This window comes from Enterobacter cloacae complex sp. P24RS (assembly GCF_014982165.1).
Lineage (GTDB): Bacteria > Pseudomonadota > Gammaproteobacteria > Enterobacterales > Enterobacteriaceae > Enterobacter > Enterobacter quasihormaechei.
Genome location: NZ_JADCKU010000002.1, coordinates 165,900 through 191,703, shown reverse-complemented (window position 1 = coordinate 191,703; position 25,804 = coordinate 165,900). Strand labels below are relative to the sequence as shown.

General features: G+C 56.0%; 22 protein-coding genes and 1 pseudogene. 17 read left to right on the top strand and 6 right to left on the bottom strand.

Annotated elements, in window-relative coordinates; genetic code table 11:
• Nucleotides 1-123 precede the first annotated feature (123 nt).
• From dnaK to nhaR, 4 genes are all read left to right on the top strand, one after another.
• Nucleotides 124-2,037 (top strand): molecular chaperone DnaK, encoded by a 1,914-nt coding sequence (gene dnaK / locus INF58_RS01715; protein WP_063450699.1) that lies wholly within the window; start codon nucleotides 124-126, stop codon nucleotides 2,035-2,037.
• Nucleotides 2,038-2,124: 87 nt separating this feature from the next.
• Complete coding sequence (gene dnaJ / locus INF58_RS01710) at nucleotides 2,125-3,270, top strand: molecular chaperone DnaJ (protein WP_063450698.1); 1,146 nt, start codon at nucleotides 2,125-2,127, stop codon at nucleotides 3,268-3,270.
• Between the two features lie 172 nt (nucleotides 3,271-3,442).
• A complete protein-coding gene (gene nhaA / locus INF58_RS01705; RefSeq protein ID WP_193526862.1) occupies nucleotides 3,443-4,618 on the top strand; it encodes a Na+/H+ antiporter NhaA in 1,176 nt (391 codons plus the stop codon).
• Between the two features lie 58 nt (nucleotides 4,619-4,676).
• A complete protein-coding gene (gene nhaR / locus INF58_RS01700; protein ID WP_063450696.1) occupies nucleotides 4,677-5,576 on the top strand; it encodes a transcriptional activator NhaR in 900 nt (299 codons plus the stop codon).
• A gap of 58 nt (nucleotides 5,577-5,634) precedes the next feature.
• On the opposite strand, the gene rpsT is transcribed toward nhaR, so the two are convergent.
• Complete coding sequence (rpsT, locus tag INF58_RS01695) at nucleotides 5,635-5,898, bottom strand: 30S ribosomal protein S20 (protein ID WP_003856458.1); 264 nt, start codon at nucleotides 5,896-5,898, stop codon at nucleotides 5,635-5,637.
• 115 nt (nucleotides 5,899-6,013) lie between these two features.
• On the opposite strand from rpsT, the pseudogene INF58_RS21055 reads away from it, so the two are divergent.
• The 13 genes and pseudogenes from INF58_RS21055 to folA all read left to right on the top strand — a co-directional run.
• A pseudogene (locus INF58_RS21055) lies at nucleotides 6,014-6,219 on the top strand (DUF2575 domain-containing protein); the annotation flags it as partial.
• Nucleotides 6,220-6,226: 7 nt separating this feature from the next.
• The gene (gene ribF / locus INF58_RS01690) at nucleotides 6,227-7,153 is read left to right on the top strand and encodes a bifunctional riboflavin kinase/FAD synthetase (RefSeq protein WP_193033815.1); all 927 of its coding nucleotides are present in this window, start codon (nucleotides 6,227-6,229) and stop codon (nucleotides 7,151-7,153) included.
• Nucleotides 7,154-7,198: 45 nt separating this feature from the next.
• Nucleotides 7,199-10,015, top strand: a complete 2,817-nt coding sequence (ileS, locus tag INF58_RS01685) for an isoleucine--tRNA ligase (RefSeq protein WP_131636661.1) — start codon at nucleotides 7,199-7,201, stop codon at nucleotides 10,013-10,015.
• Nucleotides 10,015-10,515, top strand: coding sequence for a signal peptidase II (gene lspA / locus INF58_RS01680; RefSeq protein ID WP_193526861.1), 501 nt, complete (start codon nucleotides 10,015-10,017; stop codon nucleotides 10,513-10,515). The genes ileS and lspA overlap by 1 nt, the downstream gene beginning before the upstream one ends.
• A 94-nt stretch (nucleotides 10,516-10,609) precedes the next feature.
• On the top strand, nucleotides 10,610-11,059 hold the full coding sequence (gene fkpB / locus INF58_RS01675; RefSeq protein ID WP_063867427.1) for an FKBP-type peptidyl-prolyl cis-trans isomerase: 450 nt from the start codon (nucleotides 10,610-10,612) through the stop codon (nucleotides 11,057-11,059).
• A 1-nt stretch (nucleotide 11,060) separates the two neighbouring features.
• Entirely contained in the window at nucleotides 11,061-12,011 is a 951-nt protein-coding gene (ispH, locus tag INF58_RS01670; protein ID WP_028015471.1) for a 4-hydroxy-3-methylbut-2-enyl diphosphate reductase, read from the top strand.
• 205 nt (nucleotides 12,012-12,216) lie between these two features.
• The gene (dapB, locus tag INF58_RS01665; RefSeq protein WP_064910144.1) at nucleotides 12,217-13,038 is read left to right on the top strand and encodes a 4-hydroxy-tetrahydrodipicolinate reductase; all 822 of its coding nucleotides are present in this window, start codon (nucleotides 12,217-12,219) and stop codon (nucleotides 13,036-13,038) included.
• Nucleotides 13,039-13,492: 454 nt separating this feature from the next.
• Nucleotides 13,493-14,641, top strand: a complete 1,149-nt coding sequence (gene carA, locus INF58_RS01660) for a glutamine-hydrolyzing carbamoyl-phosphate synthase small subunit (protein ID WP_193526860.1) — start codon at nucleotides 13,493-13,495, stop codon at nucleotides 14,639-14,641.
• 18 nt (nucleotides 14,642-14,659) lie between these two features.
• Nucleotides 14,660-17,884: a carbamoyl-phosphate synthase large subunit gene (gene carB / locus INF58_RS01655; protein ID WP_023315370.1), complete on the top strand. Its 3,225-nt coding sequence runs from the start codon at nucleotides 14,660-14,662 to the stop codon at nucleotides 17,882-17,884.
• Between the two features lie 182 nt (nucleotides 17,885-18,066).
• Complete coding sequence (locus INF58_RS01650) at nucleotides 18,067-18,300, top strand: YgdI/YgdR family lipoprotein (protein ID WP_003856439.1); 234 nt, start codon at nucleotides 18,067-18,069, stop codon at nucleotides 18,298-18,300.
• Between the two features lie 105 nt (nucleotides 18,301-18,405).
• A complete protein-coding gene (gene kefF, locus INF58_RS01645; RefSeq protein ID WP_063867430.1) occupies nucleotides 18,406-18,936 on the top strand; it encodes a glutathione-regulated potassium-efflux system oxidoreductase KefF in 531 nt (176 codons plus the stop codon).
• Nucleotides 18,929-20,794: a glutathione-regulated potassium-efflux system protein KefC gene (gene kefC, locus INF58_RS01640; protein WP_107534672.1), complete on the top strand. Its 1,866-nt coding sequence runs from the start codon at nucleotides 18,929-18,931 to the stop codon at nucleotides 20,792-20,794. The genes kefF and kefC overlap by 8 nt, the downstream gene beginning before the upstream one ends.
• Before the next feature lie 114 nt (nucleotides 20,795-20,908).
• Nucleotides 20,909-21,388, top strand: a complete 480-nt coding sequence (gene folA / locus INF58_RS01635; RefSeq protein ID WP_003856431.1) for a type 3 dihydrofolate reductase — start codon at nucleotides 20,909-20,911, stop codon at nucleotides 21,386-21,388.
• Between the two features lie 38 nt (nucleotides 21,389-21,426).
• On the opposite strand, the gene apaH is transcribed toward folA, so the two are convergent.
• Genes apaH through surA form a run of 5 tightly spaced genes read right to left on the bottom strand, consistent with a single transcriptional unit; the run spans nucleotide 21,427 to nucleotide 25,751 of the window.
• Nucleotides 21,427-22,275: a bis(5'-nucleosyl)-tetraphosphatase (symmetrical) ApaH gene (gene apaH, locus INF58_RS01630; RefSeq protein WP_063450689.1), complete on the bottom strand. Its 849-nt coding sequence runs from the start codon at nucleotides 22,273-22,275 to the stop codon at nucleotides 21,427-21,429.
• A gap of 4 nt (nucleotides 22,276-22,279) precedes the next feature.
• Complete coding sequence (gene apaG, locus INF58_RS01625; RefSeq protein WP_003856425.1) at nucleotides 22,280-22,657, bottom strand: Co2+/Mg2+ efflux protein ApaG; 378 nt, start codon at nucleotides 22,655-22,657, stop codon at nucleotides 22,280-22,282.
• 3 nt (nucleotides 22,658-22,660) lie between these two features.
• Nucleotides 22,661-23,482 carry a 16S rRNA (adenine(1518)-N(6)/adenine(1519)-N(6))-dimethyltransferase RsmA gene (rsmA, locus tag INF58_RS01620; protein ID WP_063450688.1) on the bottom strand — a complete coding sequence of 274 codons (822 nt, stop codon included), beginning with the start codon at nucleotides 23,480-23,482 and terminating at the stop codon, nucleotides 22,661-22,663.
• Nucleotides 23,479-24,465, bottom strand: coding sequence for a 4-hydroxythreonine-4-phosphate dehydrogenase PdxA (pdxA, locus tag INF58_RS01615; RefSeq protein WP_063450687.1), 987 nt, complete (start codon nucleotides 24,463-24,465; stop codon nucleotides 23,479-23,481). Before pdxA ends, rsmA begins: the two co-directional genes overlap by 4 nt.
• Nucleotides 24,465-25,751 (bottom strand): peptidylprolyl isomerase SurA, encoded by a 1,287-nt coding sequence (surA, locus tag INF58_RS01610; protein WP_063867433.1) that lies wholly within the window; start codon nucleotides 25,749-25,751, stop codon nucleotides 24,465-24,467. The genes pdxA and surA overlap by 1 nt, the downstream gene beginning before the upstream one ends.
• Nucleotides 25,752-25,804: the final 53 nt, after the last annotated feature.

Sequence of the window (25,804 nt, the reverse complement as noted above, 5' to 3'; positions counted from 1 at the left end):
TTGTAAGCAACCGCAGTGTGTGGACCTGAAAAAAATCAAATCTGGGCAGTTGAAAAAGCACGTTCTGCCCTTATTACAGGTACACAACCACATGTTGACTGAATTTTTAGTGGAGACGTTTAGATGGGTAAAATTATTGGTATCGACCTGGGTACTACCAACTCTTGTGTAGCGATTATGGATGGCACTACTGCACGCGTGCTGGAGAACGCTGAGGGCGATCGCACCACGCCTTCTATCATTGCTTATACCCAGGATGGTGAAACTCTGGTTGGTCAGCCGGCTAAACGTCAGGCAGTGACAAACCCGCAAAATACCCTGTTTGCGATCAAACGCCTGATTGGCCGCCGCTTCCAGGACGAAGAAGTTCAGCGTGACGTTTCCATCATGCCTTACAAAATCATCGCAGCCGATAACGGCGATGCATGGCTTGATGTGAAAGGCACCAAAACTGCACCTCCGCAGATCTCTGCTGAAGTGCTGAAGAAAATGAAGAAAACCGCAGAAGATTACCTGGGCGAACCGGTAACTGAAGCTGTTATCACCGTACCTGCTTACTTCAACGATGCTCAGCGTCAGGCAACCAAAGATGCTGGCCGTATCGCAGGTCTGGAAGTAAAACGTATCATCAACGAACCAACCGCAGCGGCGCTGGCTTACGGTCTGGATAAAGAAGTCGGCAACCGTACTATCGCGGTGTACGACCTTGGTGGTGGTACTTTCGATATTTCTATTATCGAAATCGACGACGTTGACGGCGAAAAAACCTTCGAAGTTCTGGCAACCAACGGTGATACCCACCTGGGTGGTGAAGACTTCGATACCCGTCTGATCAACTACCTCGTTGACGAGTTCAAGAAAGATCAGGGCATTGACCTGCGTAACGACCCGCTGGCGATGCAGCGCCTGAAAGAAGCCGCTGAGAAAGCGAAGATCGAACTGTCTTCCGCTCAGCAGACCGACGTGAACCTGCCGTACATCACCGCAGACGCGACCGGTCCTAAACACATGAACATCAAAGTGACCCGTGCGAAACTGGAAAGCCTGGTAGAAGACCTGGTGAACCGTTCTATCGAGCCACTGAAAGTTGCATTGCAGGACGCTGGCCTGTCCGTGTCTGACATCCAGGACGTTATCCTGGTAGGTGGTCAGACCCGTATGCCAATGGTTCAGAAGAAAGTGGCTGAATTCTTTGGTAAAGAGCCACGTAAAGACGTGAACCCGGACGAAGCGGTAGCTATCGGTGCTGCGGTTCAGGGCGGTGTATTGACCGGTGAAGTGAAAGACGTACTGCTGCTGGACGTTACCCCGCTGTCTCTGGGTATCGAAACCATGGGTGGCGTGATGACTCCGCTCATCAACAAAAACACCACTATCCCGACGAAACACAGCCAGGTGTTCTCTACCGCTGAAGACAACCAGTCTGCGGTAACCATCCATGTGATTCAGGGTGAGCGTAAGCGTGCGGCAGATAACAAATCTCTGGGTCAGTTCAACCTGGACGGTATCAGCCCGGCACCACGCGGTATGCCACAGATCGAAGTTACCTTCGACATCGATGCTGACGGTATCCTGCACGTGTCTGCGAAAGACAAAAACAGCGGTAAAGAGCAGAAGATCACCATCAAGGCATCTTCTGGCCTGAACGAAGCGGAAATCGAAAAAATGGTTCGTGATGCCGAAGCTAACGCGGAATCCGACCGTAAGTTCGAAGAGCTGGTTCAGACCCGTAACCAGGGTGACCATCTGCTGCACAGCACCCGTAAGCAGGTTGAAGAAGCGGGCGATAAACTGCCAGCGGAAGACAAAACTGCGATCGAAACTGCACTGAGCGCGCTGGAAACGTCTCTGAAAGGCGAAGACAAAGCGGACATTGAAGCGAAGATGCAGGAGCTGGCACAGGTTTCTCAGAAACTGATGGAAATCGCTCAGCAGCAGCACGCACAGCAGCAGGCGGGCGCTGATGCTTCGGCGAACAACGCGAAAGACGACGACGTTGTCGACGCTGAGTTCGAAGAAGTGAAAGATAAAAAATAATCGCCCTGATGCAGGGTAATTAATCGGCACGGGCGTAGGAGAATTCTCCACGCCCGTGCTCGCATGTTAAGGGGCTTAAAAAAACCAATGGCAAAGCAAGACTATTACGAGATTTTAGGCGTTCCGAAAACTGCGGAAGAGCGTGAAATCAAAAAGGCGTATAAGCGCCTGGCCATGAAATATCATCCAGACCGCAATCAGGGTGATAAAGAGGCTGAAGCCAAATTTAAAGAGATTAAAGAAGCCTACGAAGTCCTGACCGACGCGCAAAAACGCGCGGCTTATGACCAGTATGGTCACGCGGCCTTTGAACAGGGCGGCATGGGCGGCGGTGGATTTGGTGGCGGCGGCTTCGGCGGCGGCGCTGATTTCAGCGATATCTTTGGTGATGTATTCGGCGATATCTTCGGCGGCGGTCGTGGTCGCCAGCGCGCGGCGCGCGGCGCAGACCTGCGCTACAACATGGAGCTGACGCTGGAGGAAGCGGTTCGCGGCGTCACCAAAGAAATCCGTATTCCGACGCTGGAAGAGTGTGACGTTTGCCACGGCAGCGGCGCGAAAGCGGGGACTCAGCCACAAACCTGTCCAACCTGTCACGGTTCCGGTCAGGTGCAGATGCGCCAGGGCTTCTTCGCGGTGCAGCAGGCGTGTCCGCACTGTCACGGTCGCGGTACGCTGATCAAAGATCCGTGCAACAAGTGTCACGGCCACGGTCGCGTTGAGAAAACCAAAACCCTGTCCGTTAAGATCCCGGCAGGCGTCGATACGGGCGACCGCATCCGTCTGGCAGGCGAAGGCGAAGCGGGCGAGCACGGCGCACCGGCAGGCGATCTGTACGTTCAGGTTCAGGTGAAGCAGCACGCCATTTTCGAGCGTGAAGGCAACAACCTGTACTGCGAAGTGCCGATCAACTTCGCGATGGCGGCGCTGGGCGGCGAAATCGAAGTGCCGACGCTGGACGGTCGCGTGAACCTGAAGGTGCCGGGCGAAACACAGACCGGCAAGCTGTTCCGCATGCGCGGCAAAGGCGTTAAATCCGTTCGCGGTGGCGCGCAGGGCGACCTGCTATGCCGCGTGGTAGTCGAAACGCCAGTTGGCCTGAACGACAAGCAGAAACAGCTGCTGAAAGAGCTTCAGGAAAGTTTTGGCGGCCCGACGGGTGAGAAAAACAGCCCGCGCTCCAAAAGCTTCTTCGATGGCGTCAAAAAATTCTTCGATGATTTAACCCGCTAACCCGCAAGCTGGTTACTATCCTTTAAAGCCCGGAAGCGATTCCGGGCTTTTTCTTTACAGCGTTATTGCTCGGTTAAACTGAATCCATACCCAATATTAATCTGTTTTTACCGATCTGTTTGCGCTGATATTATGGTTTTACCGAGGTATTGTTGTAAAAGAGAGAATTAACGTGAAATTACTACACCGTTTCTTTAGCAGTGAGGCATCCGGCGGCGTCATCCTGATTATTGCTGCTGCGGCCGCCATGCTGCTCGCCAATATGGGTATGACGCGCGATCTCTATCACGCATTTCTGGAAACGCCCGTCGAGCTGAAGGTCGGGGCGCTGGAAATCAACAAAAACATGCTGCTGTGGATCAACGATGCGCTGATGGCGGTATTTTTCCTGCTGGTGGGCCTGGAGGTCAAACGTGAGCTGGTGAGCGGCTCGCTTGCCAGCCGTCAGCGCGCGGCGTTCCCTGCGATCGCGGCGATTGGCGGGATGATCGTGCCGGCGCTGCTCTTCCTCGCGTTCACGTGGCAGGATCCGGTTGCGCGCGACGGCTGGGCGATCCCGGCCGCAACGGATATCGCGTTTGCGCTCGGGGTATTAGCCTTGCTCGGTAGCCGCGTCCCGGTAGCACTGAAAATTTTCCTGATGGCGCTGGCGATTATCGATGACCTGGGCGCTATCGTGATTATCGCGCTGTTCTACACCAGCGATCTGTCCGTTCTGTCGCTGAGCGTGGCGGCCGTGGCTATCGCGGTGCTGGCGTTGCTGAACGTCTTCAACGTCCGACGCACGGGCATTTATATCCTGGTGGGAATGGTGCTGTGGACGGCGGTGCTGAAATCCGGCGTGCACGCCACGCTGGCGGGCGTCATCGTTGGTTTCTTTATCCCACTGAAGGAGCAGGACGGCAAATCGCCTGCCAGACAGTTAGAGCACGTGCTTCACCCGTGGGTAGGCTTTATGATCCTGCCGCTGTTTGCGTTTGCTAATGCGGGCGTTTCCCTAGAAGGGGTGACTTTGGACGGCCTCACCTCCGTGCTGCCGCTGGGTATTATCGCCGGTCTGTTTATCGGTAAGCCGCTGGGCATCAGCCTGTTCTGCTGGCTGGCGCTGAAGCTTAAGCTGGCGTCATTGCCAAACGGGACCACCTTTAGTCAGATTATGGCCGTCGGGGTGCTGTGCGGTATTGGATTCACCATGTCGATCTTTATCTCGACGCTGGCGTTTGGCGCAAGCGCGCCTGAGCTTATCGTCTGGGCGAAACTCGGCATTCTTATCGGGTCGCTGCTGGCCGCGGTTATCGGCTATACCTTGTTGAAGGTGAAGTTGTCCGGACAGGCTGTCCAGGCATAACGGGAAACCGGGAGGAGGGAAGCCTTCTCCCGATAAACTATCAGGGAGTGAAAACGCGATGTCTCATTTGAACTACAACCATCTCTATTACTTCTGGCATGTCTACAAGCAGGGCTCGGTCGTGGGAGCCGCTGAGGCGCTCTACCTGACGCCACAGACCATTACCGGGCAAATCAAAGCCCTGGAAGAGCGCTTGCAGGGCAAGCTTTTTAAGCGGAAAGGGCGTGGCATTGAGCCGAGCGAGCTGGGTGAGCTGGTGTTCCGTTACGCGGACAAGATGTTCACCCTGAGCCAGGAGATGCTGGATATCGTTAACTATCGCAAAGAGTCTAACCTGCTCTTTGACGTGGGCGTGGCGGATGCGCTATCCAAACGGCTGGTAAGCGGCGTGCTGGATGCGGCGGTGGTGGAAGATGAACAGATTCATTTACGCTGCTTTGAGTCCACCCACGAGATGCTGCTGGAACAGCTGAGCCAGCATAAGCTGGATATGATTATCTCGGATTGCCCCATCGACTCCACCCAGCAGGAAGGCTTGTTCTCGGTGAAAATTGGCGAATGCGGCGTCAGCTTCTGGTGCATCAATCCGCCACCGGAAAAACCGTTTCCGGCCTGCCTGGAAGAGCGCCGTTTGCTGGTGCCGGGAAGACGGTCAATGCTCGGACGTAAGCTGCTGAACTGGTTTAACTCCCAGGGGTTGAACGTGGAAATCCTCGGTGAGTTTGACGATGCCGCGCTGATGAAGGCCTTTGGCGAAGCGCATAATGCGATCTTCGTTGCCCCGACGCTGTACGCGCACGATCTCTATTCAGACGACAAGATTACTGAGATTGGCAGGGTGGAAAACGTGATGGAAGAGTATCACGCCATATTCGCCGAAAGGATGATTCAGCACCCGGCGGTGCAGCGTATCTGCAACCGGGACTACTCGGCGCTGTTTACGCCACCGGCAATCTGAAGACATAAAAAAACCCGCGTTAAGCGGGTTCTTTCAAACAAGCAACAACAAGTGGCGATTAAGCCAGTTTGTTGATCTGCGCGGTCAGGTTTGCTTTATGACGCGCTGCTTTGTTTTTGTGGATCAGACCTTTAGCAGCCTGACGATCCACGATTGGTTGCATTTCGTTAAATGCGTTCTGCGCTGCAGCTTTGTCGCCAGCTTCGATTGCTGCGTATACTTTCTTGATGAAAGTACGCATCATAGAGCGACGGCTTGCATTGTGCTTACGAGCCTTTTCAGACTGAACGGCACGTTTCTTAGCTGATTTGATATTAGCCAAGGTCCAACTCCCAAATATGATCTATGTGGACAATTCAAAGGCCGAGGAATATGCCCTCTATACCTTCTTTTGTCAATGGATTTGTGCAAATAAGCGCCGTTAATGTGGCGACGCTACGTTACGTAGTGATGGCGCAGGATTCTACCAGCTTGTCGTTCGTGAATACAGCTTTTCGGCGTAAAAAACGCTGTTCGCGGGCAGATTTTTTTGCTGTGAAAGGTCAGCGTGATGAAATCATACGGCTTTCTGTTTCGCGTGAACAATCGCCGGTTAACCTTAACCGCTGTACAAGGTATACTTTGGCGATTTTCACTGTTTTGAGCCAGTCATGAAGCTGATACGCGGCATACATAATCTCAGTCAAGCCCCGCGCGGGTGCGTGCTGACCATTGGTAATTTCGACGGCGTGCATCGTGGGCATCAGGCGCTGTTGCAGGGATTGCGTAAAGAAGGCGAGGCGCGAGGCCTGCCCGTCGTGGTGATGATTTTCGAGCCTCAGCCGCTGGAGCTGTTTGCGGGTGAGAAATCCCCCGCACGGCTGACCCGCCTGCGCGAGAAGTTACGCTATCTGGCGGAGTCCGGCGTGGACTACGTCCTGTGCGTACGTTTCGACCGTCGCTTTGCCGCGCTGACCGCACAAAACTTTGTTAGCGATCTGCTGGTCAGGCAGCTTGGCGTGCAGTTCCTCGCGGTAGGGGATGATTTCCGCTTTGGCGCTGGTCGTCAGGGCGATTTCTTGTTATTACAGAAGGCTGGTCTGGAGTACGGGTTTGACGTCACCAGTACGATGACCTTCTGCGAGGGCGGCGTACGCGTCAGCAGCACGGCGGTACGCCAGGCGCTGGCGAACGATGATCTGGACACGGCAGAAACGCTGCTGGGCCACCCGTTCACGATTTCAGGTCGCGTGGTCCATGGCGATGCGCTGGGCCGCACGATAGGTTTCCCGACGGCGAACATACCGCTGCGTCGTCAGGTCTCCCCGGTTAAAGGGGTATATGCGGTGGAAGTGACAGGACTGGGCGAGAAGCCTTTCTACGGCGTCGCCAACATTGGCACGCGTCCAACGGTTGCCGGTGTGCGTCAACAGTTAGAAGTACACCTGCTGGACGTTGTAATGGACCTCTACGGTCGCCATATAGATGTGATACTGCGTAAAAAAATACGCAATGAACAGCGATTCGCTTCGCTGGACGAGCTTAAGGCGCAAATCGCGCGAGATGAATTGACGGCCCGCGAGTTTTTTGGGCTTTAGAACCGGCTTAACTGCCTACGTGATAAATACGGAACCGAGAATCTGATGAGTGACTATAAATCAACCCTGAATTTGCCGGAAACAGGGTTCCCGATGCGCGGCGATCTCGCCAAGCGCGAACCGGGAATGCTGGCGCGTTGGACCGATGATGACCTGTACGGCATCATTCGTGCAGCCAAAAAAGGCAAAAAAACCTTCATTCTGCACGATGGCCCTCCATATGCGAATGGCAGCATTCATATTGGTCACTCTGTAAACAAGATTCTGAAAGACATTATCGTGAAGTCCAAAGGACTCGCGGGATATGACTCGCCTTACGTTCCGGGTTGGGACTGCCACGGCCTGCCAATCGAGCTGAAAGTTGAGCAAGAGTACGGCAAGCCAGGCGAGAAGTTCACCGCCGCTGAGTTCCGCGCGAAATGCCGCGAATATGCTGCCACCCAGGTTGACGGCCAGCGCGCAGACTTTATCCGTCTGGGCGTGCTGGGCGACTGGTCGCACCCGTACCTGACCATGGACTTCAAAACCGAAGCCAACATCATCCGGGCGCTGGGCAAAATCATCGGTAACGGTCACCTGCACAAAGGCGCTAAGCCGGTGCACTGGTGCGTGGACTGCCGCTCTGCGCTGGCAGAAGCCGAAGTGGAGTATTACGACAAAACGTCTCCTTCTATCGACGTGGCTTTCGAAGCGGTCGATCAGGATGCGATCAAAGCTAAATTCGGTCTGCCTGGCGTAAGCGGCCCGATCTCGCTGGTGATCTGGACCACCACCCCGTGGACCCTGCCGGCGAACCGCGCAATCTCTCTCTCCGGCGAGTTCGAATACGCGCTGGTGCAGGTTGACGGCCGCGCGGTTATCCTGGCGAAAGATCTGGTAGAAAGCGTGCTGAAGCGCGCGAACATCACCAACTACACCGTGCTGGGCACCGTGAAAGGCGACGCGCTGGAGCTGATGCGCTTCAAACACCCGTTCCTGGACTTCGACGTTCCGGCGATCCTGGGCGACCACGTTACGCTGGACGCGGGTACCGGTGCGGTGCATACCGCTGGCGGTCACGGTCCTGACGATTACAACATCAGCCTGAAATACGGTCTGGAAATCGCCAACCCGGTTGGCCCGGACGGGTCTTACCTGCCTGGCACCTACCCGGCGCTGGACGGTATCAACGTCTTTAAAGCCAACGACATCATCGTTGAGATGCTGCGTGAGCGCGGTGCGCTGCTGCACGTTGAAAAAATGCAGCACAGCTATCCGTGCTGCTGGCGTCACAAGACGCCGATCATCTTCCGTGCGACGCCGCAGTGGTTCGTCAGCATGGATCAGAAAGGCCTGCGCGAGCAGTCCCTGAAAGAGATCAAGGGCGTGCAGTGGATCCCGGACTGGGGTCAGGCGCGTATCGAATCCATGGTGGCTAACCGTCCTGACTGGTGTATCTCCCGCCAGCGTACCTGGGGCGTGCCGATGTCGCTGTTCGTGCACAAAGAGACGCAGGAACTGCATCCGAATACCCTGGAACTGATGGAAGAAGTGGCGAAGCGCGTTGAAGTTGACGGCATTCAGGCGTGGTGGGATCTCGACGCCCGCGACATCCTGGGCGCGGACGCGGATAACTACGAGAAAGTGCCGGATACCCTGGACGTGTGGTTCGACTCCGGTTCAACCCACGCCTCCGTGGTTGACGTGCGCCCTGAGTTCGCCGGTCACGCTGCCGACATGTATCTCGAAGGCTCCGACCAACACCGCGGCTGGTTCATGTCATCGCTGATGATCTCCACCGCCATGAAGGGCAAAGCGCCTTACCGTCAGGTACTGACCCACGGCTTCACCGTGGATGGCCAGGGCCGTAAGATGTCCAAGTCCATCGGTAACACCGTTTCGCCGCAGGACGTAATGAACAAGCTGGGCGCGGACATCCTGCGTCTGTGGGTAGCCTCTACCGACTACACCGGCGAAATGGCGGTGTCTGACGAGATCCTGAAACGTGCTGCCGACAGCTATCGTCGTATCCGTAACACCGCGCGCTTCCTGCTGGCGAACCTCAACGGGTTCGATCCGGTAAAAGACATGGTGAAGCCGGAAGAGATGGTCGTGCTCGATCGCTGGGCGGTAGGCTGCGCGAAAGCGGCGCAGGAAGACATCCTGAAAGCGTACGAGTCTTACGATTTCCACGAAGTGGTGCAGCGCCTGATGCGCTTCTGCTCCATCGAGATGGGCTCGTTCTACCTCGACATCATCAAAGACCGTCAGTACACCGCGAAAGCGGACAGCGTGGCGCGCCGCAGCTGTCAGTCTGCGCTGTACCATATCGCAGAAGCGCTGGTGCGCTGGATGGCGCCGATCATGTCCTTCACCGCCGATGAAATCTGGGGTTACCTGCCAGGCGAGCGTGAGAAGTATGTCTTCACCGGCGAGTGGTACGAAGGTCTGTTCGATCTCTCCAGCACCGAAGCGATGAACGATGCCTTCTGGGACGAGCTGCTGAAAGTACGTGGCGAAGTGAACAAGGTTATCGAGCAGGCGCGTGCTGACAAGAAAGTCGGCGGCTCTCTGGAAGCGGCAGTAACCCTGTACGCCGAACCGGAGCTGGCGGCGAAGCTGACGGCGCTGGGCGATGAATTGCGATTTGTCCTGTTGACCTCCGGTGCGAAAGTTGCGGATTATGCTGACGCGTCTGCTGATGCTCAGCAGAGCGAACTGCTCAAAGGACTGAAGGTCGCACTGAGCAAAGCCGACGGTGAGAAATGCCCGCGTTGCTGGCATTACACTACCGATGTCGGTCAGGTGGCGGAACACGCAGACATCTGCGGACGCTGTGTAAGCAACGTCGCCGGTGACGGCGAAAAACGTAAGTTTGCCTGATGAGTAAAACTCTCTGTTCCACAGGACTGCGCTGGCTGTGGCTGGTGGTGGTGGTGCTGATTATCGATCTGGGCAGCAAGTTCCTGATCCTCCAGAACTTTGCTCTGGGGGATACGGTCTCGCTGTTCCCGTCGCTTAACCTGCACTACGCCCGCAACTACGGCGCGGCGTTTAGTTTCCTGGCCGACAGCGGTGGCTGGCAGCGCTGGTTCTTCGCAGGTATCGCAATGGGTATCTGCGTTGTGCTGGCGGTGCTGATGTACCGTTCGAAAGCAACGCAAAAGCTGAATAACATCGCCTACGCGCTGATCATTGGCGGCGCGCTGGGCAACCTGTTTGACCGCCTGTGGCACGGCTTTGTGGTCGATATGATCGACTTCTACGTCGGCAACTGGCACTTCGCGACCTTTAACCTCGCCGATAGCGCAATTTGCATCGGTGCGGCGTTAATCGTGCTGGAAGGCTTCTTGCCTAAACCGGCGGCGAAAGAGCAGGCGTAACCAAACCAGCCGGGTGACGCTAGCGATCCCGGTCTACGGTTAATGTAGGCCCGGTAAGCGCAGCGCCACCGGGCAAAACAAGCGAGCAATTTGCATGTCTAAATCCGTACAGAGCAACAGCGCGGTACTCGTTCACTTCACGCTGAAGCTGGATGACGGCTCCACGGCTGAATCCACCCGCAATAACGGCAAACCGGCGCTGTTTCGTCTGGGCGATACCTCCCTGTCTGAAGGCCTTGAGCAGCAGCTTCTGGGTCTGAAAGAGGGCGAGACAAAGGCGTTTTCGCTGGAGCCGGACGCGGCATTTGGCGTGCCAAGCCCGGATCTGATTCAGTACTTCTCGCGCCGTGAGTTTATGGATGCGGGCGAGCCGGAAATCGGAGCGATTATGCTCTTTACCGCTATGGACGGCAGCGAAATGCCTGGCGTGATCCGCGAAATCAACGGGGACTCCATCACCGTTGACTTCAACCATCCGCTAGCCGGGCGTACCGTTCATTTTGATGTAGAAGTGCTGGAGATCGATCCGGCACTGGAGGCCTGAAATGCAGATCCTGTTGGCTAACCCGCGCGGTTTTTGCGCCGGTGTAGACCGCGCTATCAGCATTGTTGAAAACGCGCTGGAAATTTACGGCGCGCCGATTTACGTGCGTCATGAAGTGGTACACAACCGCTACGTGGTCGACAGCCTGCGCGAGCGCGGGGCGATTTTCATCGAGCAAATCAGCGAAGTGCCGGACGGCGCTATCCTGATCTTCTCCGCGCACGGCGTATCGCAGGCCGTGCGTAACGAAGCCAAAAGCCGCGATCTGACCGTCTTCGACGCCACCTGTCCGCTGGTCACCAAAGTGCATATGGAAGTGGCGCGCGCCAGCCGTCGCGGTGAAGAGTCGATCCTGATTGGTCACGCCGGTCACCCGGAAGTCGAGGGTACCATGGGCCAGTACAGCAACCCGGAAGGGGGGATGTATCTGGTTGAGTCGCCGGAAGATGTCCTGACGCTGAACGTGAAAAACGAAGCGCGTCTGTCGTTTATGACCCAGACCACGCTCTCCGTAGACGACACCTCAGACGTGATTGACGCCCTGCGCCAGCGCTTTCCGAAAATCGTCGGGCCGCGTAAGGATGATATCTGCTACGCCACCACTAACCGTCAGGAAGCGGTGCGCGCGCTGGCGGAACAGGCGGACGTGGTGCTGGTGGTCGGTTCAAAAAACTCCTCTAACTCTAACCGTCTGGCCGAACTGGCACAGCGAATGGGCAAGGCGGCGTTTTTAATCGACGACGCAACGGACATACAGGAAGCGTGGGTTAAAAACGCGGCCTGCGTCGGCGTCACCGCAGGGGCTTCTGCGCCGGATATCCTCGTGCAAAACGTCATTGCCCGCCTGCAAGAGCTGGGCGGTGGTGAAGCCGTTCCGCTCGAAGGCCGCGAGGAGAATATCGTCTTCGAAGTGCCGAAAGAGCTGCGAATCGACGCCCGCGAAGTGGAATAACTTCTTTTCTGATGAAAGGCCAGCACCTCCTGTGCTGGCCTTTTTTTTGCCCCGGACTTTATCGTGACGACAAAATCATGTCTTTTACTGATATCTGAGTCGGTTTCACGTTAAATTCTAATTATTGGTGTTTTCAGTTGGCAGCCTTTACGAAGGCTGGTTAATCTGAAAACGGTTTACATCATTTTAACGTAAGAGAATAACTATGCATGATGCACAGATCCGTGTCGCCATTGCGGGCGCGGGTGGACGTATGGGTCGCCAGCTGATTCAGGCGGCAATACAAATGGAAGGCGTGGCACTCGGCGCGGCGCTGGAGCGTGAAGGTTCATCCCTGCTGGGATCCGATGCGGGTGAACTGGCCGGCGCGGGCAAGACAGGCGTTACCGTTCAGAGCAGCCTTGATGCGGTGAAAGATGACTTCGACGTGTTCATCGACTTTACCCGTCCGGAAGGTACGCTGACTCACCTGGCGTTTTGCCGCCAGCACGGTAAGGGGATGGTGATTGGCACCACTGGCTTCGATGATGCGGGTAAACAGGCCATTCAGGATGCCGCCACCGACATTGCGATTGTCTTTGCCGCGAACTTTAGCGTAGGCGTTAACGTCATGCTGAAGCTGCTGGAAAAGGCGGCGAAGGTGATGGGCGACTACACCGACATTGAGATTATTGAAGCGCACCACCGTCATAAAGTTGATGCTCCATCAGGCACGGCGCTGGCGATGGGCGAAGCGATTGCTTATGCAATGGATAAAGATTTAAAAGACATCGCAGTCTATTCCCGTGAAGGGCATACCGGAGAACGCGTGCCGGGCACCATCGGTTTCGCAACCGTCCGGGCGGGCGATATCGTCGGCGAACACACGGCGATGTTCGCCGATATTGGCGAACGCGTTGAGATTACGCACAAAGCGTCAAGCCGCATGACGTTCGCCAATGGCGCAGTACGCTCCGCGTTGTGGCTGAAATCGAAAGAAAAGGGTCTTTTTGATATGCGAGATGTGCTTGATCTCACTAATTTATAAGCGTTATTACCCATCGTGATGTGGTTATTGCAGTCGTAATGTGTTGATTGCAAAGGGCAATAATTTATTGCCCTCTTATTTTGCCTGTTTTAGATGAAATTTGGTTTTTAATGGTTATAAAGCTGAGTTTTACGCCATTATTCTGTGAATTGAATGTAAATTTTGACCATTTGGTCCACTTTTTATCACTCCAGCCTCTAAAATTCCAAAAAACCTGCCGCGCAAGCGTTTCCCAGGATGATTTACCTGATCTTTTTGCCCTTTAAATCCCATTCAAGCCGCCAGTCCTGCAAAAGAATAAACAAAATACCCGTTTTAAGTTGACTTTTACATGCCAAATCCCCAGAATGCCGCCGTTTGCCAAAAATCCGCTGGCAACACATTTGCATTGATTCATGACGTGGTTATGAATTAATATGCAAATAAAGTGAGTGAATATTCTCTGGAGGGTGTTTTGATTAAGTCAGCGCTATTGGTTCTGGAAGACGGAACCCAGTTTATCGGTCGGGCCATAGGGGCAACGGGTTCGGCGGTTGGGGAAGTCGTTTTCAATACTTCAATGACCGGTTATCAAGAAATCCTCACTGATCCTTCCTATTCTCGCCAAATCGTTACTCTTACTTATCCTCATATCGGCAATGTCGGCACCAATGCGGCTGACGAAGAATCCTCTCAGGTACATGCGCAAGGCATGGTCATTCGTGACCTGCCGCTGATTGCCAGCAACTTCCGCAACACCGAAGACCTCTCTTCTTACCTGAAGCGCCATAACATTGTGGCGATTGCCGATATCGATACCCGCAAGCTGACGCGTCTGCTGCGTGAGAAGGGTGCACAGAACGGCTGCATCATCGCAGGGGATAACCTCGACGCGACGCTGGCGCTGGAAAAAGCGAAAGCCTTCCCGGGCCTGAACGGTATGGACCTGGCGAAAGAAGTGACCACGGCGGAAGCCTACAGCTGGACGCAGGGGAGCTGGACGCTGGAAGGCGACCTGCCGGAAGCGAAAAAAGAGAACGAACTGCCGTTCCACGTGGTGGCCTACGATTTTGGTGCCAAGCGCAACATCCTGCGTATGCTGGTTGACCGCGGCTGCCGCCTGACGGTGGTTCCGGCGCAAACGTCCGCTGAAGACGTGCTGAAGATGAACCCGGACGGCATCTTCCTTTCTAACGGCCCAGGCGACCCGGCGCCGTGCGATTACGCTATCGACGCCATCAAGTCCTTCCTCGAAACCGATATCCCGGTATTCGGCATCTGCCTCGGCCATCAGCTGCTGGCGCTGGCCAGCGGAGCGAACACCGTGAAGATGAAGTTTGGCCACCACGGTGGGAACCACCCGGTGAAAGACATCGACAACAACACGGTGATGATTACCGCGCAGAACCACGGCTTTGCCGTCGACGAAGCCTCGATGCCCGCTAACCTGCGCGTGACGCACAAATCCCTGTTCGATGGCACCTTGCAGGGTATCCATCGCACCGATAAGCCTGCGTTCAGCTTCCAGGGCCACCCTGAAGCCAGCCCGGGCCCGCACGATGCCGCGCCGCTGTTCGATCACTTCATCGAACTTATCGAGCAATACCGTAAGACCGCTAAATAATCAGGAGCTGAGAAGACCATGCCAAAACGTACAGACATAAAAAGCATCCTGATCCTTGGCGCTGGCCCGATCGTGATCGGCCAGGCCTGTGAATTTGACTACTCCGGCGCGCAGGCATGTAAAGCCCTGCGCGAAGAGGGTTACCGCGTTATCCTGGTGAACTCTAACCCGGCCACCATCATGACCGACCCGGAAATGGCGGATGCGACTTACATCGAGCCAATTCACTGGGAAGTGGTACGCAAAATCATCGAGAAAGAGCGTCCGGACGCGGTGCTGCCAACCATGGGCGGCCAGACGGCGCTGAACTGCGCGCTGGAGCTGGAGCGTCAGGGCGTGCTGGAAGAGTTCGGCGTGACCATGATCGGTGCAACCGCCGACGCGATTGATAAAGCTGAAGACCGTCGCCGCTTCGACGTGGCGATGAAAAAAATCGGCCTCGACACCGCGCGTTCCGGTATCGCACACAATATGGAAGAAGCGCTGGCCGTTGCGGCTGAAGTGGGGTATCCGTGCATCATCCGTCCTTCCTTCACCATGGGCGGCACCGGCGGCGGTATCGCCTACAACCGCGAAGAGTTTGAAGAGATTTGCGAGCGCGGCCTGGATCTCTCCCCAACCAAAGAGCTGCTGATTGATGAATCGCTGATTGGCTGGAAAGAGTACGAGATGGAAGTGGTGCGTGATAAAAACGACAACTGCATCATCGTCTGCTCCATCGAAAACTTCGATGCGATGGGGATCCACACCGGCGACTCCATCACCGTTGCGCCAGCCCAGACGCTGACCGACAAAGAATATCAAATCATGCGTAACGCCTCGATGGCGGTACTGCGTGAAATTGGCGTGGAAACCGGCGGCTCTAACGTGCAGTTCTCGGTGAACCCGAAAACCGGTCGTCTGATCGTTATCGAAATGAACCCGCGCGTGTCCCGTTCCTCCGCGCTGGCCTCTAAAGCCACCGGCTTCCCGATTGCGAAAGTGGCGGCGAAGCTGGCGGTGGGTTATACCCTCGACGAGCTGATGAACGACATCACCGGTGGCCGCACGCCAGCCTCCTTCGAGCCGTCTATCGACTACGTTGTGACCAAAATTCCACGCTTCAACTTCGAGAAATTCGCCGGCGCGAACGACCGTCTGACGACCCAGATGAAATCTGTGGGTGAAGTGATGGCGATTGGCCGCACGCAGCAGGAATCCCTGCAAAAAGCGCTGCGCGGCCTGGAAGTGGGCGCCACCGGCTTTGACCCGAAAGTGAGCCTGGACGACCCTGAAGCGCTGACCAAAATTCGCCGCGAGCTGAAAGACGCGGGCGCAGAGCGTATCTGGTACATCGCCGATGCCTTCCGCGCGGGCCTGTCCGTGGATGGCGTATTTAACCTGACTAACATCGACCGCTGGTTCCTGGTGCAGATTGAAGAGCTGGTGCGTCTGGAAGAGAAAGTGGCGGAGCTGGGCATCAACGGCCTGGACGCAGACTTCCTGCGCATGCTGAAGCGTAAAGGCTTCGCCGATGCGCGTCTGGCTAAACTGGCGGGCGTGCGTGAAGCGGAAATCCGCAAGCTGCGCGACCAGTATGACCTGCACCCGGTTTACAAGCGTGTGGACACCTGTGCGGCAGAGTTCTCGACCGATACCGCGTACATGTACTCCACTTATGAAGACGAGTGCGAGGCGAACCCGTCCGTTGACCGCGACAAGATCATGGTGCTGGGCGGCGGTCCAAACCGTATCGGCCAGGGCATCGAGTTCGATTACTGCTGCGTACACGCCTCGCTGGCGCTGCGCGAAGACGGTTACGAGACCATCATGGTCAACTGTAACCCGGAAACCGTGTCGACCGACTACGACACCTCCGACCGCCTCTACTTCGAGCCGGTAACCCTGGAAGACGTGCTGGAAATCGTGCGCATCGAGAAGCCAAAAGGCGTGATCGTGCAGTACGGCGGCCAGACTCCGCTGAAGCTGGCACGCGCGCTGGAAGCCGCAGGCGTGCCGGTTATCGGCACCAGCCCGGACGCGATTGACCGCGCGGAAGACCGTGAGCGTTTCCAGCAGGCGGTTGACCGTCTCAAGCTGAAACAGCCGGCGAACGCCACCGTGACCGCCATTGAAATGGCCGTTGAGAAGGCGAAAGAGATTGGCTACCCGCTGGTGGTGCGCCCGTCCTACGTGCTGGGCGGCCGCGCGATGGAAATCGTCTACGACGAAGCCGACCTGCGCCGCTACTTCCAGACGGCGGTGAGCGTTTCCAACGATGCGCCAGTGCTGCTTGACCGCTTCCTCGACGACGCGGTTGAGGTGGACGTGGATGCTATCTGCGACGGCGAAATGGTGCTGATTGGCGGCATCATGGAGCATATCGAGCAGGCAGGCGTGCACTCCGGTGACTCCGCCTGTTCTCTGCCGGCCTACACGCTGAGCCAGGAAATTCAGGACGTGATGCGCCAGCAGGTGCAGAAGCTGGCCTTTGAGTTGCAGGTTCGTGGCCTGATGAACGTTCAGTTCGCGGTGAAAGACAACGAAGTTTATCTGATTGAAGTCAACCCGCGTGCGGCGCGTACCGTACCGTTCGTCTCTAAAGCAACCGGTATTCCGCTGGCGAAAGTGGCGGCGCGCGTGATGGCTGGCCAGACGCTGGCGCAGCAGGGCGTCACCAAAGAAATCATCCCGCCGTATTACTCGGTGAAAGAGGTGGTGCTGCCGTTCAACAAATTCCCGGGCGTTGACCCGCTGTTAGGGCCAGAGATGCGCTCTACCGGGGAAGTGATGGGCGTGGGCCGTACCTTCGCAGAAGCGTTTGCCAAGGCGCAGCTGGGCAGCAGCTCTACGATGAGAAAATCGGGCCGTGCGCTGCTCTCCGTTCGCGAAGGCGATAAAGAGCGCGTGGTTGACCTGGCCGCCAAGTTGCTGAAACAGGGCTTCGAGCTGGACGCAACCCACGGTACGGCGATTGTGCTGGGTGAAGCGGGTATCAACCCGCGTCTGGTGAACAAAGTGCATGAAGGTCGTCCGCACATTCAGGACCGCATCAAGAATGGCGAGTACACCTACATCATTAACACCACCGCAGGTCGCCAGGCGATTGAAGACTCCAAGCTGATTCGCCGCAGCGCCCTCCAGTACAAAGTGCACTACGACACCACCCTGAACGGCGGTTTCGCGACGGCCATGGCGCTGAATGCGGACGCCACCGAGAAGGTGATTTCGGTGCAGGAAATGCACGCTCAGATTAGCAAATAATCTGCGTAGGCCCGGCAAGCGGAAGCGCCGCCGGGCAAATGGCGGGTGGCGCTTCGCTCACCCGCCCTACGGTTTTCTTTACCCATCTTAAGAACCTTCTGGTTTTTCATCCGCTTTCAGTCAGTTAGCCTAAAATGGTTAGGTCGATAACGAAAATTCAACTGAGAGCAGGGGAAAACACCATGCAAAATAAACTACTGATCGCTTCCGTTCTGGCTGCCACCGCAATGTTCACCGTAGCGGGCTGTTCGTCCAATCAGGCCGTAAAAACCACCGATGGCAAAACGATTGTCACCGACGGGAAACCGCAGGTGGATGACGATACCGGGCTGGTGTCGTACAAAAACGCCGAAACCGGTCAGACTGAACAGATTAACCGCGACCAGGTGAAATCCATGGGCGAACTGGATAACTAATTCAGTTTTCTGACGTTAGCCCGTCAATAATATTCACTATTAGCCTGTTGAATTACTGTCTACACTCTTCTGGTAAAAGAAAGCAGTAAAACAACAGGCTACTCAATGATTCTGATAATTTATGCGCACCCTTATCCGCAGCACTCTCACGCGAATAAGCGGATGCTTGAGCAGGCAAGGACGCTCGAAAACGTAGAGATACGTTCCCTCTATCAACTCTATCCCGATTTTAATATCGATATCGCCGCCGAACAGGAGGCGCTCTCTCGTGCCGATCTGATCGTCTGGCAGCATCCGATGCAGTGGTACAGCACGCCACCGCTGCTGAAACTGTGGATCGACAAAGTCTTCTCGCACGGTTGGGCATACGGACACAACGGCAAAGCGCTTCAGGGCAAAAGCCTGATGTGGGCCGTAACCACCGGCGGCGGTGAAAGCCACTTTGAGATTGGCGCTTTCCCGGGATTTGAGGTGCTGGCGCAGCCGCTTCAGGCTACCGCCCTTTACTGTGGCCTGACCTGGCTTCCGCCTTTTGCAATGCACTGTACCTTTGTCTGCGACGATGAAACCTTGCAGGCGCAGGCTCGTCACTACAAACAACGTTTACTCGAGTGGCAGGAGGCGCACAATGGATAGCCATACGCTGATACAGGCGCTGATTTACCTCGGCGCGGCGGCATTAATTGTGCCGGTAGCGGTGCGTCTGGGGCTGGGATCGGTCCTCGGCTATCTGATTGCAGGATGTGTCATTGGCCCCTGGGGTTTCCGCCTGGTGACGGATGCCGAGTCGATCCTGCATTTTGCAGAGATCGGCGTGGTGCTGATGCTGTTTGTGATTGGTCTGGAGCTGGATCCGCAGCGGCTGTGGAAGCTGCGCGCCTCGGTATTTGGCGGAGGCGCTCTGCAAATGCTGGCCTGCGGCCTGTTGTTAGGCGGATTCTGCATTTTGTTAGGCATGGAGTGGAAAGTCGCGGAGCTGATCGGCATGACGCTGGCGCTCTCCTCGACGGCGATTGCCATGCAGGCAATGAACGAGCGTAACCTGACGGTCTCGCAAATGGGGCGCAGCGCCTTTTCCGTTCTGCTGTTCCAGGATATTGCCGCGATCCCGCTGGTGGCGATGATCCCGCTGCTGGCAACCAGCGGCGCGTCAACGACGCTGGGAGCGTTTGCCCTCTCGGCGCTGAAGGTTGTCGGCGCGCTGGCGCTGGTGATCCTGCTGGGCCGCTACGTAACGCGTCCGCTGCTGCGCTTTGTTGCGCGCTCTGGCCTGCGCGAAGTGTTCAGCGCCGTTGCGTTATTCCTGGTGTTTGGTTTTGGATTGCTGCTGGAAGAGGCCGGGCTGTCGATGGCGATGGGTGCCTTCCTCGCGGGCGTTTTACTGGCAAGCTCCGAATATCGGCACGCGCTGGAAAGCGATATCGAGCCGTTTAAAGGGCTGCTGCTGGGGCTGTTTTTCATCGGCGTCGGGATGTCTATCGACTTCGGAACGCTGGTCACCCATCCGCTGCGCATCATTATTCTGCTGGTGGGCTTCCTGGTTATAAAAATGACCATGCTGTGGCTGATTGCCCGTCCGTTAAACGTGCCAAAACCGCAGCGCCGCTGGTTTGCCGTGCTGCTGGGGCAGGGGAGTGAGTTTGCGTTCGTGGTCTTTGGCGCGGCGCAAATGGCCAACGTACTCGATCCAGAATGGGCAAAAGCCCTGACGCTGGCGGTCGCGCTGTCGATGGCCGCAACGCCGATCCTGCTGGTGCTGCTGACGCGTCTGGAAAAAGCGGGAAGCGAACAGGAGCGAGAAGCCGACGAGATCGACGAAGAGCAGCCGCGCGTAATCATCGCTGGGTTTGGCCGCTTCGGGCAAATCACTGGCCGTTTACTGCTCTCCAGCGGTGTGAAAATGGTTATCCTCGATCACGATCCCGACCATGTCGATACGTTGCGTAAGTTCGATATGAAGGTGTTTTACGGCGATGCGACCCGGGTTGACCTGCTGGAATCCGCCGGCGCGGCGAAGGCCGAGGTGTTGATTAACGCCATCGACGATCCTGAGACCAGCATGCAGATGGTTGAGCTGGTCAAAGAGCACTTCCCGAACCTGACGATTATCTCGCGTGCGCGCGACGTGGATCACTACATCCAGCTGCGTCAGGCGGGAGTGGCGGCACCGGAGCGTGAAACCTTCGAAGGGGCGCTCAAATCGGGCCGCATGGCGCTGGAAAGCCTGGGGCTTGGCGCGTATGAAGCGCGTGAGCGTGCCGATCTGTTCCGCCGTTTTAATCATGAGATGGTGGAAGAGATGGTGGCGATGGCGAGCAGTACGGCAACCGAACGCGCAGCGGTGTTTAAACGCACCAGCACCATGCTGACGGAGATCATCAACGAGGATCGTAATCACCTGTCGCTGGTTCAGCGCCACGGCTGGCAAGGAACGGAAGAGGGCAAACATACCGGTAATCCGGAAGATGAACCGGAGAGTAAACCCTCCGCGTGAAGTGGAGTTGCCAGCAATATTAAAAAATTTCTAATTCTTTACCCTGCCGCCAGTCGACGAAAGATTAAGCTTTCCGTATAGTGGCGGCAATTTTTTGCATCCGGGAAATTTTCAATGATCAGTCTGATTGCAGCGCTGGCGGTAGACCGCGTTATCGGCATGGAAAACGCCATGCCGTGGAACCTGCCTGCCGATCTCGCATGGTTTAAACGTACGACGTTAAACAAGCCGGTAGTGATGGGCCGCCTGACCTGGGAGTCGATTGGTCGTCCATTGCCAGGGCGTAAGAATATTGTGATCAGTAGCCAGCCGGGCACAGACGATCGCGTTCAGTGGGTTAAGTCCGTTGATGAAGCGATTGCCGCCTGCGGTGATGCCGAAGAGATCATGGTCATCGGCGGCGGTCGTGTTTATGAGCAGTTCCTGCCAAAAGCGCAGAAGCTGTATCTGACCCACATTGATGCGGAAGTGGAAGGGGACACGCATTTCCCGGATTACGATCCGGATGAGTGGGAGTCCGTGTTCAGCGAGTTTCACGATGCGGATGCGCAAAACTCACACAGCTACTGCTTCGAAATTCTGGAACGTCGTTAACGGTTTTATCCTCTCCCGGTGGGAGAGGATAAACGTCCTCAGGAAGCGACCGCTTCACCCTCACCTAAGTCCAGCTGTCGGTTGGATGGCTGCACAAAGTAAGTTTTATCTTCCCAGCGTAAGCAGGTTAAATCCCCACCCCAGCAGCATCCGGTATCCAGCGCATAGATATTTTCCGGCGTACCTTTCCCTTCCAGCGAGGCCCAGTGGCCAAATACCACGCTGTATTCATTCGTCACGGGGCCTGGAATGGCAAACCACGGCTTAAGCGGCGCAGGGGCATTTTCCGGCGTATCTTTGCAATACATATCCAGCTGCCCGTTCGGGAAGCAGTAGCGCATCCGCGTAAACGCATTGGTGATAAAACGCAGTCGCGCCAGGCCGCTGAGGTCATCACTCCAGTTGTTCGGCATGTCGCCGTACATCGCATCGAGGAAGAACGGATAGGAGTCGCTCGCCAGCACCGCTTCCGCGTCGCGCGCGCAGGTTTTTGCCGTCTCAAGATCCCACTGAGGCGTGATGCCGGCATGGGCCATCACCAGTTTTTTCTCTTCGTCAATCTGGAGCAGCGGCTGGCGACGTAGCCAGTTGAGCAACTCGTCGGCATCCGGTGCTTCCAGCAGGGGGGTAATACGATCTTTCGGCTTATTACGGCTGATCCCGGCGTATACGGCCAGCAAATGCAGATCGTGGTTGCCCAGCACCAGCCGCACGCTGTCGCCCAGAGATTTGACATAGCGGAGGACGTCCAGCGAGCCTGGACCGCGCGCCACTAAGTCGCCTGTGAGCCAGAGCGTGTCCTGCCCGGGAATAAAGTCGACCTGTTTTAATAATGCGATCAGTTCATCGTAGCAACCGTGAACGTCGCCAATCAGATATGTAGACATTAGATTAATGAATAAGTGTAGGTACGGCGAGACGGAATACGGGAATGGCAATGCGGAAGGCATTACCGTCGGCATCGACCATTTCGTAATGGCCCTGCATGGTGCCCAGCGGCGTTTCAATTACCGCGCCGCTGGTGTACTGATACTCTTCGCCAGGGGCGATATGAGGTTGTTCACCGACCACACCTTCACCCTGGACTTCAATTTCACGGCCATTGCCGTTGGTGATAAGCCAGTAGCGCCCGAGCAGCTGCACGGGCATCCGCCCCAGATTGCGAATGGTTACGGTATAAGCAAAGACAAAACGTTCTTCATCCGGTGTGGATTGGGACTCAATGTAGACGCTTTGAACCTGAACACAGACGCGGGGCGAATCAATCATGGCTTAGCTCTCCTTCGGCGGCGCATTGTCGCTGATGTAATTAGCCAGCTTGCAGTACTGCTCAACGGAAATATTTTCCGCACGCATTGCCGGGTCGATACCCAACTCAGCTAACACGTCAACGGTAAACAGATTGCCAAGGCTGTTACGAATCGTTTTACGACGCTGGTTAAAGGCTTCAGTGGTAATACGGCTCAGCACGCGCAGGTCTTTGACCGGGTACGGCATCGTTTTATGCGGCACCAGGCGTACCACCGCAGAATCCACTTTTGGCGGCGGCGTGAACGCGGTAGGCGGTACTTCTAATACCGGGATCACGTTGCAGTAATATTGCGCCATCACGCTTAAACGACCATACGCCTTACTGTTCGGCCCTGCAACCAGACGGTTAACGACCTCTTTTTGCAGCATGAAGTGCATGTCGGCAATGGCATCAGTATAGCTAAACAGATGGAACATCAGCGGGGTGGAGATGTTGTACGGCAGGTTACCGAACACGCGCAGCGGCTGGCCCATTTTTTCTGACAGTTCGCCGAAGTTCATGGTCATCGCATCTTGCTGATAAATCGTCAGCTTCGGCCCGAGGAACGGATGCGTTTGCAGACGCGCGGCCAGATCGCGGTCAAGTTCGATAACGGTCAGTTCGTCAAGGCGTTCGCCTACCGGCTCGGTCAGCGCGGCAAGACCCGGGCCGATTTCGACCATGGCCTGGCCTTTCTGCGGATTAATGGCAGAGACGATGCTGTCGATCACGAACTGATCGTTGAGAAAGTTTTGCCCGAAGCGTTTACGGGCTAAGTGGCCCTGATGGACTCGATTAGTCATTGAGTATTAACAATCATTTTGATGGCGAGATTAAGCGCCGTAATAAAACTGCCGACATCCGCTTTTCCCTGGCCTGCCAGATCCAGCGCAGTACCGTGGTCAACGGACGTTCGAATAAAGGGTAAACCGAGGGTGATATTCACCCCGCGGCCAAAGCCCTGGTATTTTAGCACGGGCAGACCCTGATCGTGGTACATCGCGAGCACGGCGTCAGCATTATCCAGGTATTTGGGCTGGAAAAGGGTGTCGGCAGGCAATGGCCCGCTGAGGTTCATCCCTTTCGCCCGCATCTCCTCAAGTACCGGAATGATGGTGTCGATCTCTTCGGTGCCCATATGTCCGCCCTCACCCGCGTGCGGATTCAGGCCACAAACCAGCACATGCGGCTGCGGAATGCCGAATTTGGTTTGCAGATCGTGATGCAAAATGCCGATGATCTCACGCAGGAGTTCAGGCGTAATGGCATCCGGAATGGCTTTGATGGGCAGGTGAGTCGTAACCAGCGCAACGCGCATTTCTTCGGTTGCCAGCATCATGACCACTTTCGGGCTGTGCGAACGCTCTTCGAAAAATTCGGTATGCCCGGTAAATGGAATGCCCGCGTCGTTGATTACGCCTTTATGCACCGGACCGGTGATCAGGGCGGCAAATTCGCCCTTCAGACACCCGTCACAGGCGCGCGCCAGCGTCTCGACAACGTAGTGGCCGTTTTCAGTGTGTAACTCACCGGGGACAACAGGTGCACGAAGCGGAACAGAGAGCAGGGTGAGGGTGCCAGCCTGCTGCGGTGCGGGCTGTTGGCCTTCAACGTATGGGATGAGCGTTAAAGGCAGACCGAGCAAGGCTGCCCGGTCTTGTAACAGTGTTGCATCAGCGCAGACAACCAGCTCGACTGGCCAGCTACGCTGGGCGAGCTGAACCACAAGGTCAGGCCCAATCCCGGCGGGTTCGCCGGGAGTGATCGCAACACGATGCGGCTTCATCAGTTGCTCAGGACCTTCACGTAAGCGCTGGCGCGTTGTTCCTGCATCCAGGTTGCAGCTTCTTCAGAGAACTTACGGTTGAACAGCATACGATACGCTCGGTCTTTCTGTGCCGCGTCGGTTTTATCCACGTTGCGGGTGTCCATCAGCTGGATCAGATGCCAGCCGAAGGAGGAGTGCACTGGCGCGCTCATCTGGCCTTTGTTCAGCTTCATTAACGCATCGCGGAAAGCCGGATCGTAAATATCGGCTGCCGCCCAACCCAGGTCACCGCCCTGGTTAGCAGAGCCAGGATCCTGAGAGAACTCTTTTGCCGCTTTATCAAAGGTGGTTTTACCGCTCTTGATGTCTGCCGCGATCTGTTCCAGCTTCGCACGGGCCTGATCGTCAGTCATGATCGGAGACGGTTTAAGCAGGATATGACGCGCGTGAACTTCGGTGACGGAAATGTTCTGGCTCTGGCCGCGCAGATCGTTCACTTTCAGAATGTGGAAGCCCACACCGGAACGGATAGGACCGACGATGTCGCCTTTCTTCGCCGTGCTCAGCGCCTGTGCAAACAGGGATGGCAGCTCCTGAATACGTCCCCAGCCCATCTGGCCGCCTTTCAGCGCCTGCTGGTCAGCAGAGTACGTGATGGCCAGCTTGCCGAAGTCATCGCCATTACGCGCCTGCTCAACGATAGCGCGCGCCTGGCTTTCTGCCTCAGCCGCCTGATCGGAGGTTGGGTTTTCCGGCAGTGGGATCAGGATGTGGCTCAGGTTAAGCTCGGTGCTGGCATCATTCTGATTACCCACCTGTTTTGCCAGAGCTTCCACTTCCTGAGGCAGGATGGTGACGCGGCGACGGACTTCATTATTACGCACTTCTGAAATCAGCATCTCTTTACGGATCTGATTACGGTAGGTGGCATAGCTGATGCCGTCATAGGCCAGGCGGCTACGCATCTGATCCGGGGTAATGTTGTTCTGCTTTGCGATGTTGGCGATCGCCTGATCGAGCTGCTCGTCAGAGATCGTCACGCCCATTTTCTGGCCCATTTGCAGGACAATCTGATCCATGATCAGACGTTCCAGGATCTGGTGGCGCAGCGTGGCGTCATCCGGAAGTTGTTGACCTGCTTCGCCCGAATTGAGCTTTACAGATTTCATCAAACCGTCAACGTCACTTTCAAGCACGACGCCGTTGTTAACCACAGCCGCGACTTTATCGACAACCTGTGGGGCCGCGAAGCTGGTATTCGCAACCATAGCGACACCGAGTAGCAGCGTTTTCCAGTTCTTCATACTTTTTCCATTTCAATTAACCGCAAAGCGGATTACGTTGTAAATCAAGCACA

What these genes read in the sequence shown, in the direction of transcription:
- rsmA (WP_063450688.1), bottom strand. Translation starts at nt 23,482, where the DNA reads ATGACTAATCGAGTCCATCAGGGCCACTTAGCCCGTAAACGCTTCGGG.
- carB (WP_023315370.1), top strand. Translation starts at nt 14,660, where the DNA reads ATGCCAAAACGTACAGACATAAAAAGCATCCTGATCCTTGGCGCTGGC.
- apaG (WP_003856425.1), bottom strand. Translation starts at nt 22,657, where the DNA reads ATGATTGATTCGCCCCGCGTCTGTGTTCAGGTTCAAAGCGTCTACATT.
- ribF (WP_193033815.1), top strand. Translation starts at nt 6,227, where the DNA reads ATGAAGCTGATACGCGGCATACATAATCTCAGTCAAGCCCCGCGCGGG.
- fkpB (WP_063867427.1), top strand. Translation starts at nt 10,610, where the DNA reads ATGTCTAAATCCGTACAGAGCAACAGCGCGGTACTCGTTCACTTCACG.
- kefF (WP_063867430.1), top strand. Translation starts at nt 18,406, where the DNA reads ATGATTCTGATAATTTATGCGCACCCTTATCCGCAGCACTCTCACGCG.
- dapB (WP_064910144.1), top strand. Translation starts at nt 12,217, where the DNA reads ATGCATGATGCACAGATCCGTGTCGCCATTGCGGGCGCGGGTGGACGT.
- apaH (WP_063450689.1), bottom strand. Translation starts at nt 22,275, where the DNA reads ATGTCTACATATCTGATTGGCGACGTTCACGGTTGCTACGATGAACTG.
- dnaK (WP_063450699.1), top strand. Translation starts at nt 124, where the DNA reads ATGGGTAAAATTATTGGTATCGACCTGGGTACTACCAACTCTTGTGTA.
- INF58_RS01650 (WP_003856439.1), top strand. Translation starts at nt 18,067, where the DNA reads ATGCAAAATAAACTACTGATCGCTTCCGTTCTGGCTGCCACCGCAATG.
- dnaJ (WP_063450698.1), top strand. Translation starts at nt 2,125, where the DNA reads ATGGCAAAGCAAGACTATTACGAGATTTTAGGCGTTCCGAAAACTGCG.
- surA (WP_063867433.1), bottom strand. Translation starts at nt 25,751, where the DNA reads ATGAAGAACTGGAAAACGCTGCTACTCGGTGTCGCTATGGTTGCGAAT.
- nhaR (WP_063450696.1), top strand. Translation starts at nt 4,677, where the DNA reads ATGTCTCATTTGAACTACAACCATCTCTATTACTTCTGGCATGTCTAC.
- folA (WP_003856431.1), top strand. Translation starts at nt 20,909, where the DNA reads ATGATCAGTCTGATTGCAGCGCTGGCGGTAGACCGCGTTATCGGCATG.
- kefC (WP_107534672.1), top strand. Translation starts at nt 18,929, where the DNA reads ATGGATAGCCATACGCTGATACAGGCGCTGATTTACCTCGGCGCGGCG.
- lspA (WP_193526861.1), top strand. Translation starts at nt 10,015, where the DNA reads ATGAGTAAAACTCTCTGTTCCACAGGACTGCGCTGGCTGTGGCTGGTG.
- ispH (WP_028015471.1), top strand. Translation starts at nt 11,061, where the DNA reads ATGCAGATCCTGTTGGCTAACCCGCGCGGTTTTTGCGCCGGTGTAGAC.
- ileS (WP_131636661.1), top strand. Translation starts at nt 7,199, where the DNA reads ATGAGTGACTATAAATCAACCCTGAATTTGCCGGAAACAGGGTTCCCG.
- pdxA (WP_063450687.1), bottom strand. Translation starts at nt 24,465, where the DNA reads ATGAAGCCGCATCGTGTTGCGATCACTCCCGGCGAACCCGCCGGGATT.